The organism is Allorhizobium undicola ORS 992 = ATCC 700741 (genome assembly GCF_000621665.1).
GTDB classification, from domain to species: Bacteria; Pseudomonadota; Alphaproteobacteria; order Rhizobiales; family Rhizobiaceae; genus Allorhizobium; species Allorhizobium undicola.
Genome location: NZ_JHXQ01000002.1, coordinates 1 through 13590 on the forward strand (window position 1 = coordinate 1; position 13590 = coordinate 13590).

General features: G+C 56.5%; 11 protein-coding genes. 5 read left to right on the forward strand and 6 right to left on the reverse strand.

Features of this window, described 5'->3' with window-relative positions; all coding sequences use genetic code 11:
- The coding region (locus tag T424_RS0102050; RefSeq protein ID WP_037066495.1) for a transposase at positions 1–249 on the reverse strand (249 nt) is incomplete at its 3' end.
- 842 nt (positions 250–1091) lie between these two features.
- Here T424_RS0102050 and T424_RS0102055 point away from each other — a divergent pair.
- From T424_RS0102055 to T424_RS0102080, 5 genes are all read left to right on the forward strand, one after another.
- On the forward strand, positions 1092–1670 hold the full coding sequence (locus tag T424_RS0102055; protein WP_245269389.1) for a hypothetical protein: 579 nt from the start codon (positions 1092–1094) through the stop codon (positions 1668–1670).
- Between the two features lie 46 nt (positions 1671–1716).
- Positions 1717–3942, forward strand: coding sequence for a Mu transposase C-terminal domain-containing protein (locus tag T424_RS0102060; protein WP_027486244.1), 2226 nt, complete (start codon positions 1717–1719; stop codon positions 3940–3942).
- 2 nt (positions 3943–3944) lie between these two features.
- Entirely contained in the window at positions 3945–4931 is a 987-nt protein-coding gene (locus T424_RS0102065; protein ID WP_027486245.1) for a TniB family NTP-binding protein, read from the forward strand.
- Between the two features lie 7 nt (positions 4932–4938).
- Positions 4939–6759, forward strand: a complete 1821-nt coding sequence (locus T424_RS0102070; RefSeq protein ID WP_027486246.1) for a TniQ family protein — start codon at positions 4939–4941, stop codon at positions 6757–6759.
- A 739-nt stretch (positions 6760–7498) separates the two neighbouring features.
- Positions 7499–7711 (forward strand): hypothetical protein, encoded by a 213-nt coding sequence (locus tag T424_RS0102080; RefSeq protein WP_027486247.1) that lies wholly within the window; start codon positions 7499–7501, stop codon positions 7709–7711.
- Positions 7712–7745: 34 nt separating this feature from the next.
- On the opposite strand, the gene T424_RS0102085 is transcribed toward T424_RS0102080, so the two are convergent.
- The 5 genes from T424_RS0102085 to T424_RS0102110 all read right to left on the reverse strand — a co-directional run bounded on the left by T424_RS0102085 (position 7746) and on the right by T424_RS0102110 (position 13413).
- Complete coding sequence (locus T424_RS0102085; protein ID WP_027486248.1) at positions 7746–8024, reverse strand: hypothetical protein; 279 nt, start codon at positions 8022–8024, stop codon at positions 7746–7748.
- 872 nt (positions 8025–8896) lie between these two features.
- On the reverse strand, positions 8897–9670 hold the full coding sequence (locus T424_RS0102090) for an amino acid ABC transporter ATP-binding protein (RefSeq protein ID WP_027486249.1): 774 nt from the start codon (positions 9668–9670) through the stop codon (positions 8897–8899).
- An 11-nt stretch (positions 9671–9681) separates the two neighbouring features.
- On the reverse strand, positions 9682–10836 hold the full coding sequence (locus tag T424_RS0102095) for an amino acid ABC transporter permease (protein ID WP_027486250.1): 1155 nt from the start codon (positions 10834–10836) through the stop codon (positions 9682–9684).
- A gap of 4 nt (positions 10837–10840) precedes the next feature.
- A complete protein-coding gene (locus tag T424_RS0102100; protein WP_027486251.1) occupies positions 10841–12037 on the reverse strand; it encodes an amino acid ABC transporter permease in 1197 nt (398 codons plus the stop codon).
- Positions 12038–12387: 350 nt separating this feature from the next.
- Positions 12388–13413 (reverse strand): amino acid ABC transporter substrate-binding protein, encoded by a 1026-nt coding sequence (locus tag T424_RS0102110; protein WP_027486252.1) that lies wholly within the window; start codon positions 13411–13413, stop codon positions 12388–12390.
- Positions 13414–13590: the final 177 nt, after the last annotated feature.

Below are 13590 nucleotides of genomic sequence, written 5' to 3' on the forward strand. Positions count from 1 at the left end.
TGCCGGCGCGGCCTCCGACACGATCACGGGCACCAACGTGCTCGCCACCTGAAGCAACGGCTCCTCGATCCGGCAGAGTTCCTTGCGCCACCGAAAGAGCTGGCTCACGTGGATGTCAGCCGATCGCGCAATCTCGGAAAGAACCGCACCAGGCTCAAGGCAGGCCGCAACCAACCGCTCCTTATCCTCGCGAGACCAGCGCCGGCGACGCTCAACGGACGTGATCACTTCAATCGGATGCTTCGTCATAGGACTACTCCTAGTGTTTGCACTAGGACTTCCGATGTTCCCATCAACATCGCAAGACGGCCATCACCGGGGGCTTACGGGAAGACGGCGCTCGGGCCTCAAGCATTCGGCAATAATGTCTATCGAACCGAAGCATATCGGTGACGGTGAAAATCGGACATCGCTTTGAGGCAAGGTGTTTAAGGAGCTTGCGGCTTGCTACAGCAGCGGAAGCTGCGCGTCGTTGTAACGTTTCTGCAAGATCGTTACAACGCTCAGGCGCTCCTCAAGGCGTCACGTCACTGCTTTTAGCAATGTAGTGCGCGGTTCGGCAAGGTGTCGGTACCACTAACAAGGAATGTTCGGAGCGCCATGTGCGGTCGGGGAATAACACGCGCCAATTTTTGGGCCAGCGGATCTTTACAGCAGACAGTAGTGCCGTATAGTGTTGGCAACTGACTGAAGGAGTCCGCGCATGAACTTGATAGGCGAATACACGAAGTGATTTCTACCTGGATGGGATGAAGCCCGCCGGGAATTGCATAGATGTATGTCTCTATCTCGTTATGCTTAAGAGGACACAATGCATTTTGCACGTCAGGTTTCCAAACAAATCGCGCTTCATCGGGCTGGCCTTGGCTTTTTGAGCATGCCCGCAATCCAAAACCCACGTAAATTCGGGCAGGCGAACTGCTTTTCGGAAAATGGCCGAGCCGACACGAAAGACGGCGGAATAACGCGGAACCGTCGTAGGAACCGCGGCTGAAACCAAGTTCTGGAACGAGCCGGTCGCCGAGCGCGCGGTTCGTAAACCTCCGTCCACGCACGGCAAGACACTGCGAGGTTTCTCGGTATTCAACGACGTGGTCGTCTACCATGAGAGTGATCTCGAACGCCGGGTTTCGAAGGTCCTTCAGATCCGCAAGGACGTGCGCTCTATCTTCTCCCAGTTCCCTGTGCTTCTGTATCGCGATGCTGATGGAAACTGGCGCGAGCACATCTGCGACTACTGCGTCGTCTTTGACGACGGCGAAACCGTAGCCGTCACGGTCAAACATGCTCGCAAAGCGTCGATGATGAATGATCTGATGGATCGCATCAGAGCTGAAGGCTTCCTTCGAAAGAACAAGAACGGCACGACGACACTCGGCGCGGTCAACGACATTCGTCTTATGACCGAGCTCGAAGCCACTTACGGTGCCTACGAGAATGCCGAGCGGATCCTGCGGGCCCGCCGCATGCGTGACGACGCCGAGTTCAGACTTGTCTTCGACATGGTCCAGAATTTCGGTGGGCGGTTCCGTTTTGGCGAGTTGCTCCGTGATTGCAATAACCGTGGAGCGCGTCGGACGGCAGTCCTCCTGTTGATCGACGAGTGCGTTCTCATTCCAGAAACGCGCGACCGCATCGACGACCTGACGATACTCGCGGTCAACCGCTGATCCCCCAAAAACACTATTCCCCTATTGACCTTGAAAGGAGCCTGCCATGCTGCACGAGTTCTCCAAGCCGAATATCTTTCATCACGCGATGGTTCGGATGAGCCACGTAGACCGTTTCACCGACGAGAACGTCGACTGGAAGCCCAAGAAGCGGGATGCTGAGGGTTGGACGTTTACAAACGAATCCGACGCGCGCGATGAACGGTTCATTGCTCACCGCGACGTTTACACGAAACTGGTGAGCGGAGCGGCGAAAATCCGTTACGCATATAACGCACCTGAGAACCAGAGACTGCGCACGATCTTCGGAGAGAAGACGTTCGACGATGTTGTCGGCAAACCCCGCGACCTGGCGCTCTTCCGCGAAAAACTCATCGAGCGTTTCGATGCCGAGTGCCACAGGCTCGGTAAGAAGCCGCGCTGGTCCAAGGAGAAATTCGAGGCGAAACTCCGCGGCTGGCGTAAGGAGATCATCGCTGAGATGCTTGGCTTCGACGACGAGGAGAGCGATGCCCGCGCGGACGAAATGATCGAGGTAACGGCGTTTCCCACCCCGTCCATCAAGACGTTTCGTCGGGACTATAAACGGTATCACGCTTGCGGTGGGCAGGTTCTCGGGATTGTCCATCGGCACCACGGTCCCGGTCTTCATTTCCGCAAGGTGGACAACGATTCCGTTGCTTTCGCCCATCAGGAGGCGATGCGATACATGACGCGGAAGAAGCCAAGCATGGCGAGGGTTTATGCCGATTACAAAGCCAAGCTGACTGAGGTGAATGCCAATAGAGCGGTGGAGCTCATTCAGGTCACTCGTTGCAAATTCGAGTCGATTATCTCCAAGTTCGATGAGTTCGATAAATGGGACGGTCGTCATGGGAGGGCGTCTGCTCTCAAGCATTTCGGGATGGTGAAGCGCGGCATCAGCGCGCTGGCCGTTGGCGAACGTATCGAAATCGATTTCTGGAACGTCGATCTCATGACGCTGTTCGTTGAGACCGGCATGTGGTCCATCCTTCCCGTAGCCTACAGGGAGGCTCTGGTTGGCCAACGTATCTGGTTCGTGGCGGCAATTGATATTGCGACCCGCTACATCCTGGCCTTCCGGGCCAGTTTGAATCCCAATGCCGTCTCGGCGGTCGCAGCTATCCGCATGATTATGTCGGACAAACGGCATATTTCGGACTTCGTCGGTGCGGAAACATCGTGGATCGGCATTGTTCAGCCGCGCGACATTTTCAGCGACAACGGTAAGGAGTTCGCGAATAACCTCGTCGAGGGTGTCATGCGGTCTGCCGGTATCACCTTCAACCGCCCTCAGGCGGGCAATCCAAAGGCACGTCCGTTTATCGAGAGCCTGTTCCACTCTATCGGTCCGCTGATCGGATCATACTTCGAGGGCAGGACGTTCGGGTCGATCGCCGAGAAGGGCGACTATAACCCGGAACATCACATTAGCCTACAGGTGGATGAGATGATCCGGCTCTTCACCTTTGCCATCTGCGATATCTATCACAACAAGCCGCATAGCGGCCTTGGCGGGGCATCTCCCCATAATGCCTGGCAGCGGGCGACCCAGGAGCATGATATCGAGTTTCCAAGCCAGGACCCTGAGCAGATGCTCCACATCTTCGGGATCAAGTTCAAGCGACGTATCGGGCAGTATGGTATCCCGTTCATGGGCATTCCGTACGGAAACGAGGAACTGCATCGGCAGCGCACAAAGTACGGCCAAATGGAATTCGAGATCAAGGTCGACCCCGAAAACCTCGAACATATTGCGGTTCGCGGCGACAAGGGCTGGTTTGTGGTCAGAAACATGGTCGATATCGGCCCCAACCTATCAATGCCGGAGTGGATCATTGCGCGAAAAAATCTCCGCAGTCAGCACGCATCGGAAGCGGAGTCGGGCCTTGAGGCGATGAACCGCGCCATCAATCGTCTACGTCAGAGCGGCGAGGCAGCGGCACTTCGCGCCAACCTCACGCCACGCAACTTCACGGCTGAACATTACCTGTTGACTGAGGCGGAACTGTTCGGGGCCTGGGAGGCGGTGCTGTCCGCAAACACGCCGGCTGTGACGCAGTCCTTTGCGCTTCCAGATGATCCGCTCCGCAGTGGATCGGTCCCTGCCTCTCATGCTGTTCCCGACTACCATGCGGAACGTGAGCGCGATGCCAGGAAGACGAAGAAGCGTGCAGCGGCTGTTGACGAGACGCCGCCTGAACCCGCCGCGGCCACCGAAATTCCTGACAACTACTATGAGGAGTATTGAGTATGGACAACGCCAAGAATCCCGCCACGGGCAACATCATTGCCCTCAAGAGTGAAGTCTATCGCGGCTACATCGACCATGCGCGAGATAACCGGCTCGAAACACTGTTGCGCGAGTTGGTCGACAACGTCGAAGCCTGCCTTCTGGGCGGGGGATCGCGCCGCCGCGCTCTCTTCCTTATCGGCCCCTCGGGTAGCGGCAAGTCGTTCGCCTTGCGCCACCATTTCAGTCTGATTCCAGAATTCCAACCGAGGGAAAACGAGTATGGCGAAGTCGTGCGTTCGGTCCTGAGCATCGAGGCTCCCAAGCCCTGTACGACGAAGGATTTTGCCGTTGCGATCCTTGATGCCATCGGCGTTCCGTCGAAACCGAAGATGACGGAGGGGCAGCTTTACGCCACCTTGAAGACCCAATTTCGTGAGCGGGGAATCCTCTATCTCCACGTCGATGAGGCCCAGCATCTTCTTCGCCACAGCAGCAGGCAGGCGGTGCTCGACGTGCAGGACCGCCTCAAGAGCCTGATGCAGATCGAGGACTGGCCCCTGCATACGATCTACTCGGGGACACCGCAATTGGCGGACCTGTTATCGGGCGATCCGCAACTCGCAAATCGAGCCATTGTGATGCGCTTCATTCCGATGAGCATGCCCAACGACAGAGCCTGCATCGAGAAGGTTCTGAATGACATCGTCGAAGACAAATGCGGTCTGACGCTCCCGAACGATCTCCGCTCTGAAGACTTTCTTGGTCGTCTCTGTTTCGCCAACAGTGGTTGCTTCGGAAAGATCATCGAGGCTGTGCAGGCTGTCTGCTTTCTGGTCATGAGCAAGGGGAAGGGCACCGTCGACCGACGGGCATTTGCCCATATCTACCAGCGCGACACGGGTTGTTTGCCAGCCGACAACATCTACACCGCCGCCCGCTGGAGCGAGATCAACCCCGACAACGCGCTCGCCGATCTCGCGACGCTCAGCAAGCAGAAGAAGTGAGGCTGAGATGGCCCTTCCGGTAACGCTTGTCCATCACGATCTCGAAGCGCCGATTGACTTCGTCGCCCGGCTGGCCGCTGCCAACGGGTTCTCGTCCTTGCGGGATTTCCTTGCCCACACGGAAATCGGCGTCCGCGCGATCATCGCAGGCGACGTAGATGCGCTTGCCATGGTCGCCGAGTGGTCGGGCGTACCTGCCGCGAGGCTGGCACGCTGGGCCGTGGCCGGAAACGGTCCGGGAGGAACCTGGCGCATGGGGTGTGCTACCCTCAGCAAGGACATGCGTGCTGGCCGAAAGATGCGCTTCTGCGCACAGTGCGTTCTCGAGGACCGCGAGAGGGAGCCAGGTCGTATGGCGGCCAGAGCCTACCGCCGGGCGTGGTGGAACGTGAATGACATCGAAGGATGCACGGCGCACAAGTGTGCACTGACGGAAGTGCGTGTGGCCGCCGATGGTGACGTCCATGACTTCTCGCAGTTCGTGAAAGCTAACCTTGGAATGATCGAGGAAGGCGCGGTGGTTCCAGTGTTGGGACGTCAGCCTCGATTGGATGCGTATCTGCGCGACCGCATGTTTCGGGATCACGAAGATGGCTTCCTCGACAGGCTCGACGCCCACGTTGCCGCCGAATTCTCCCGCTATCTCGGGGATTTCCTTGTCCTACACGATATCAGGGCTTGGATGAACGAGGAAACCAATCCGCGAGAATGGGGCTTTAACCTCGCGGCAATGGGAGAAGATGAAATTCGGCGTGTTTTTGCGGAGATCATTGATCAGAAGCGACCGACGACACAGTATGTCGAAGCCGTAGTCGGGCCGATGGCGAAATGGTTTCGGCGCAACGCTGCGAAGGAAGCCTACGCGCCCGTGATCGACCTGATGCAGGACATCCTGGAGCGCAATATGCCGTTCGGGGAGGGGCAAATCATCTTCAAGCCTGTGCGCACCCGGCACCTTTATTGTGTGAACTCTGCGCATGCCGACTCCGGGATCAACAAGGATCGGACCAGAGCTTTGATGAAGGCGAATGATCCCGATTTTCGGGATGGCCTTCCAGACAGCCGCACGTACTTCGACGCTGCGGCGTTGCGGCCGATTCTCGAAGAGGCGACAGGAACCTTGACGAGCAAGGAGGCTTGGTCGTTGCTGGGCGTCGCGGAAGCAAAGTTCCACCACCTTTTTAAGGATGGTATCCTTCATCAAGTGGAGACGAGGGGAGGTGGCGAACGGGCTTACACTCGCATCCGGGCGGACGCAGTGGACGATTTGATCCTTAGGATCTCCAACCGAACGACCCTGGTGGCGGATGACGAAGGTATGATGTCGCTTAGCGAAGCGGCGCGGGCAATGCATCGCGAATATAGAAACCTCGTGGCCATGATCCTCTACGGGAATCTCGAAGCCTTCATGGTGCCCGGCGAGGAGCCTGTCTTTCAACGGCTACGGCTTAAGAAGGGGGCGTTGAAGATCGACACCGGCCGGACAGCGGGTGGCGATGAGACGTTGATGCGGCTGAAGGAGGCTGAGCTTGCCCTTGGCACCACGACAGGCACCATCAATGAACTCATCTCTCGCGGATATTTGCGTGTGCAACATGTCCGGCGCGAAACGGGCCTCTCGGTAAAGTTCGTGGAGCGGCAGTCGCTGATCGAGTTCAACGACAGTCATGCTTCCCTGTCTGCCATTGCGAAGTCGCGCCAAGGCTATCGGGCCTCCATCAAGTATGAACTGGAGGCGCTCGGTATCGCGCCAATCTTCGAACCGAAAGGATTCAATGCGCGGTTCTATCGTCGGGCTGATCTCGTTCAGGCTGGCTTCAATATCTGATACCAGCCCATCATATTGATTTCATAGCCCGCCTTGATGGTGGGCTTTTTCATGACCGGAGCAGGGAAGTGCCCAAATTAAATCCAGCGTGATGCCCAGACCTGTTTGCAAGGCTTGAAAATTGTCTTTTATTTTCAATCTTTGATAGAGGAAGATGGACAAACCAAGACCGCGTAATCACGGCGACCGTTCGGGGAACAAGGTGCGATTGAAGTCGGTCGCCAGCCGCTTTTTGTCGGCATCTCTTGTGTATATCTCCGCCATATCCAGCCTCGCCCAGCCAAATATCGCCATCAGATCATGCGCCGTGACGTCATCGTCGGCGGCAATCGCGTGACCGCACTTTTCTCAGGACAATGCGCCAGGAAGTAAGCTCGGCGCCCTGCTTTATAGCATCCGCGGACGGAAGATCGCGTTCCGCGTTTCCTGAAGCGCTACGCTGGCTTGGAACCTTAAAGCTGCCGGTAGGGTTTAGAGCATAATCCGACCGGAGTGAAACGAGGATCGACAAGATTATGCTTGGAAAAGAAAACGTTAGAGCGCCGAACTGATTCATTCAGATCGAAAAGCGCTCTCATGAACAGGCTGTGTTTTGCCGCTCTTCGGTCTGAGAGGCCCGGTTTTATCAGAGCTTTTGATTTCCGAAGTAGCCAGTGAGAGGCGGGCAGGGGAAACAAAGCAGCAGGCGGCGCTTGGTTCGGTGGCTTGCATATGCTCAACAGAAAAACAGGAGGCCATGATGCCGATGACTGAAGCGCGCCGTCTGATTGATGCCTATTTAAGCAGAGGTGGCAAGCGCCGCGTCAAGATCGATGACAATATCACAAGCGTGCGGCAATGGGACGACGAGCCGGAGGAGGCGGAACGCTTCTGGGTCCGCTATATAGCGTCGCTGAGCGAGGAAAAGCGCCGGGAAGTGGAGTTGTTGCTGCCGACGATCAACAGCACTTAAGGCCGTCCTGCGGGAAGGGAAGGGATGGCTGGTTTCATTCCGCGATGCGGCAACGAATGAGATCGAGCTGAATGCTCTTCTCCGCGTTATCGAGATCCACAACAATAGGCCAATTGCGCAAACAGCGGATTGAAATGCCGGTGTCGGACCGCGACCACGATAGAACAATATCGCCGATATAGCGGTTGATAGGCTCCGAACCAAACATAAGAGGTGTCGAGGTGTTGAGCCGGAACCCATTCGAAAACGTGATTGCGCTTTGATCCTTGCGGATTTCAATCGATTCAATCGAGCTTCCAATTATCTCGTTCACGTTCGTCGCCCACTCTCTGAACTGTCGCTGTTTTCGTTACCGTCAGAAGGCGCCGGAAGTGCCGCCGCTTTCTTGCGTGGAGCATTACACTTTTCATGCTTACAGCGCCGTGCGTTTTAACAAACGCACAAAGGACGCTGTAACACTTTAAATCTGCTGCATAATTTTCACCTTAAATCGATTCCGATTTAAGGAATTATGCAGTAGGCCCATGCATCGAAGCCGTTTGATCGCAGGGCCAACGCAGGACAGGTGAAGGAATTGCTATATTAACAGGCAGTTAAATCATAACATGCGTTGAATATCGTAGATGCAATTGCCCTCACAAGGGGGGTGATATAACCAAACTTGGGATTGTTATACGCGCCTCTGATTAACTTAAAACATTAATTATAAATCACTTACGAGAGAAAGATGGGCTGTTTCATAATGGTGCGGCCTTGGCGCGACGGTTACGCCATCATTGATCCGTAGCGGCTTTGCCGGAGAGATCTTGTCGGAAATCGGGAATGCTTGGCTTCGAAAACATTCCCAATTTTAGTCGGGCACGGCGGAGCGCTCATGGAGGGATGATGTCCCGATATTTCCTTGCCGGATAATTTCTATTTCTAAATGAATTCCCCTAGAGCGGTTCATTGTTTCACGGAAACATTGAACCGCTCTAAGTATTTGTTTTTACGCATTTTCAGACGGAAAACCGGCTTCCACTTTTCCTGAAAATGCTCTAAAGCAAAAAAACATGCGGCAGATTTAAAGATATACAGCGTGGTAAGACGCAAAACGGCGCTTCAGTGGATGACTGAAGCGCCGTCTGCGATGAAGAAATGTCATGGCCGGACGATAGCCCGGCCTACACCTTTCGTCAAACAGGCTTAATGCAGGATCTGGCTCAGGAAGAGCTTGGTGCGCTCGTGCTGCGGATTGTCGAAGAACTCCGCAGGCGAGTTCTGTTCGACGATCTGGCCCTGGTCCATGAAAATCACGCGGTTGGCGACCTGACGCGCAAAGCCCATTTCATGGGTCACGCACAGCATGGTCATGCCCTCTTCGGCAAGGCTTACCATGGTGTCCAGCACCTCCTTGACCATTTCCGGATCGAGTGCGGAGGTGGGCTCATCGAACAGCATGATCTTCGGCTTCATGCACAGCGCGCGGGCAATGGCCACACGTTGCTGCTGGCCGCCGGAGAGCTGGCCTGGATATTTGTTGGCCTGTTCGGGAATCTTGACGCGCTTCAGATAGTGCATCGCGATTTCCTCGGCGTCCTTCTTGGGCATTTTGCGAACCCAGATCGGCGCCAGAGTGCAGTTTTCCAAAATGGTGAGGTGCGGGAAAAGGTTGAAGTGCTGGAATACCATGCCAACTTCGCGACGCACTTCGTCGATCTTCTTCAGATCGTTGGTGAGTTCGATGTTATCGACAATGATATTTCCGCTTTGATGCTCTTCCAGCCGGTTGATGCAGCGGATCATGGTGGACTTGCCCGACCCGGACGGACCGGCAATGACGATACGCTCGCCGCGCATGACCTTGAGGTTCACGTCGCGCAGCACGTGGAAATCGCCGTACCACTTGTTCATGTTGATCAGCTCGACCGCAACATCGGTATCGGAGACGGAGAGCGGCTTTGTTTGTGCTTCAGCCATGATGAGATCCTTTAGTGTTTATGTCCGGTGTCGAGGTGCCGTTCCATGAACTGGGAATAGCGCGACATGCCAAAGCAGAAGGCCCAGAAAACGATACCAGCAAAGAGATAGCCCGTCACGGGGGTCACGGGGGTCGCCCAGGTCGGGTCTGCCTGGTTGAGATTGACGATGCCGAGGAGGTCGAACATCCCGATGATCGAGACGAGGGACGTATCCTTGAACAGGCCGATGAAGGTGTTGACGATCCCCGGTATCACCAGCTTGATTGCCTGCGGCAAAATGATGAGACGCATTTTCTGGCCATAGCTGAGGCCAAGGGAATCAGCACCTTCGAACTGCCCCTTCGGAATGGCTTGAAGCCCGGCGCGGATAACCTCGGCCATGTAGGCGGAGGCAAACACCGAAACGCCGATCAGCGCGCGCAGCAGCTTGTCGAAGGTCCAGCCATCCGGCAGAAACAGCGGCAGCATGACGCTGGCCATGAACAGAACGGTGATGAGCGGTACGCCGCGAATGATTTCGATGAAGCCGACGCAGAGCATCCGGATGACAGGCATGTTCGACCGCCGCCCCAGCGCCAGCACGATCCCCACGGGCAGCGAAACCACGATGCCGAAATAGGAAAGGATGAGCGTTACCATCAGCCCGCCCCAGAGCTGCGTTTCCACATGCGCAAGGCCGAAGCCGCCGCCAAGCAGAAAAAAGGAGACGACAGGCAGGATAATGAACAGCGCAAGCGCATTCCAGCCTTTCAGCGGCGCCTTTGGCATCAGCATGGGCGCCAGCAGTGCGGCGAACATGGCCATGACCAGAAGGACGCGCCAACGCTCGTCTGCCGGATAGCGGCCGAAGACGAATTGCTGGAACTTTGCATCGATGAAGGCCCAGCAAGCGCCGGAGGTTCCTTCCGGAAGAACGCCGCCCTGCGAGATAGTGGTGCAGGCTGCCCGGCCATCGCCCACCCAGGTGGCGTCGATGAACAGCCACTGGATCAACGGCGGGAGACTATAGGCAAGCAGCGCCAGCGCCAGAACCGTCAGGGCAACGTCCTTCGGGGTTGCCAGCAGGTTCACGCGCAGCCAGTGAGACAGGCCGCTTGCCTTTTGTGGCGCCGGACGCGGCGCGGTCATTTCGGAGCGCACGAATGCGTGTTTGTAGACAGACATGATCTTACCTCTCCACCAGCGCCATCTTGGCATTGAACCAGTTCATGAACACGGCGGTGCTCAGCGAAAGGCTAAGATAGATAACCAGCCAAAGGGCAACGATTTCGACCGCTTGACCTGTCTGGTTCAGCATGGTTCCCCCCACGGAAACGACATCCGAGAAGCCAACCGCCACGGCAAGCGAGGAGTTTTTCGTGAGGTTGAGGAACTGGCTCGTCAAGGGCGGAATGATGATCCGCATGGCCTGCGGAATGATGACCAGTCGGGTGGTGATGGACGAGCGCAGGCCAAGGGCGCTTGCCGCCTCGGACTGGCCCTTCGGCACGGCCTTGATACCGGCACGCACGATTTCGGCGATGAAGGCGGCGGTATAGAAGGAGAGCGCCAGGTAGAGCGAGATGAATTCCGGCCCGATCACCGTGCCGCCGGAGAGGTTGAACTTGCCAAGCACCGGATAGTCGAAGGTGACGGGCCGTCCGAGCGCCAGGAAGGTGACGAGCGGCAGACCGACGATAAGCAGCAGGCTCGCCGTGATATTCGGAAAGGGCTGGCCGGTTCTGGCCTGACGCTTCCTTGCCCATTTGACCATGAAGACCGCAGCGGCAATGGCAAGCACAAGCGCGATGCCGATCCAGAGACTGCCATCGCCCCAGACAGCGCGCGGCATGTAGAGACCACGATTGTTGAGGAAGCTGTCAAAGGGCAGGGCCAGCGACTGGCGGGCCTGCGGAAGAATGGCGATGACGCCCTTGTACCAGAAGAGGATGACGAGAAGCGGCGGTATGTTGCGGAACACTTCCACATAGACCTGCGCCAGCTTTGCCAGCAGCCAATTGCGGGAAAGCCGTGCGATACCCACCAGAAAGCCGATGATGGAGGCCGTGATGATGCCGAAAAATGCGACTTCGATGGTGTTGAGAATGCCAACCACCAGCGCGCGCCCATAGGTGCTGTCACTGGAATAGCTGATCAGGGATTGGCCGATATCAAACCCGGCACGCCCCTGAAGAAAGCCGAAGCCGGAGGCAATATTGGCTTTCTGAAGATTGTTGATCGTGTTGTTAGTTACCATCCAGACGAAGGCAACCAGTGCTGCAAGTGTTACAACCTGATAGAAAATCCCGCGCGCCTGCGGGTCGTTCAGGATTGATCCTGATGATTGAGCGCGTGGCGAATGCGATCGGAACGCCTGGCCTGCCATTAAACCCTATCCCCTATATGCTCGTGAGAGCTTTGCTTGCCGTTTCTTGTTTCCGGCTGTTTTTATTCCGGCGGTGTTCGGAAGGCTCGCCTTTCCGGCTGATTGCCTGTCCGCTCTGAATGCGGCCCGGCTATTCCGTGCCGCGCCCCGTTCCGGTTTCGTCGCATTGGCGATCGTTCAACCGGAAATCCATTGCCCGGATTCTGCTGCTTCTTGAAAAGAAAGAGGCATCTCCCGGCGGATTTTTATTGAATTGGGCATGTTCTTTGCGGCAGCCGCCCCTTGCTGCTGCAAACAGCCGCATGTTCAGAAGGCGGGTTTTACCCCGCCTCCCTTTAATGCCGGACTGTTTAGCGGATCGGCGGTGCGTATTGCAGGCCGCCCTTGCTCCACAGCGCGTTGATGCCGCGCTTGATCTTCAGCGGCGAGCCTTCACCGACGTTCTTGTCGAAGACTTCGCCGTAATTGCCGACGAGCTTGACGATGTTGTAGGCCCAATCATTGCCAACGCCCAGATCCGTGCCGATCTTGCCGCCTTCTTCAACGCCGAGGAAGCGCTTTACTTCCGGGCTGCCATTGGCCTTCAGATCGTCGGCATTCTTGGAGGTCACGCCCAGTTCTTCGGCATTGACCATTGCGTAATGCACCCAGGAAACCAGGTGGAACCACTTGTCGTCGCCCTGACGAACGGCCGGGCCAAGGGGCTCCTTGGAGATGACTTCCGGAAGAACGACGTTTTCATCGGGGTTCTTCATCTTCAGACGGATGGCGTAAAGGCCCGACTGGTCGGTGGTGTAGACATCGCAACGGCCAGCGTCGAAGGCGCTGGTGGCGTCGGATTCCTTTTCGAACACAACGGGGTTGTACTGCATCCCGTTGGCCTTGAAGTAATCGGCCATGTTCAGCTCGGTGGTCGTGCCCTGCTGTACGCAGACCGAAGCGCCCGAAAGTTCGGTGGCAGACTTAACGTTCAGCGACTTCTTGGCCATGAAACCCTGGCCGTCATAGTAGTTGACGGAGCGGAAGTTGAGGCCGAGAGAGGTGTCGCGGCTGATGGTCCAGGTGGTGTTGCGCGTCAGGACGTCGATTTCGCCGGATTGCAGAGCCGGGAAGCGGTCCTTTGCGGAAAGAGAGGCAAACTTCACCTTCTTGGGGTCGCCGAAGACGGCGGCTGCGATGCCACGGCAGTAGTCTACGTCGATGCCGGACCATTCGCCCTTGTCATCGGGATTGGAGAAACCCGGCACACCCTGGCTGACGCCGCAGGTGACAAAGCCCTTTGCCTTCACGTCGGCAAGCGTGTCCGCAGAAGCAGCAGAGGCGCCAAGGCCCAGAAACGCAGCGCCCAATGCAGCTGACAGGAGCGTCTTGTTCATTATCTTTCCCAACCTTTTATCCGTTTATCTTTGATTCCGGCAGCCACCTTTCGGGTTCCCCCTTGCTGCCGCACCGCGCTTTGAACGCGTGCACTTATCACAGTCGCAAACGGATGGATGGTCAAGACTTGTTAGACAAATTTTGCGATGAAAAATGGCATTTTTTAGTTTGTGGCT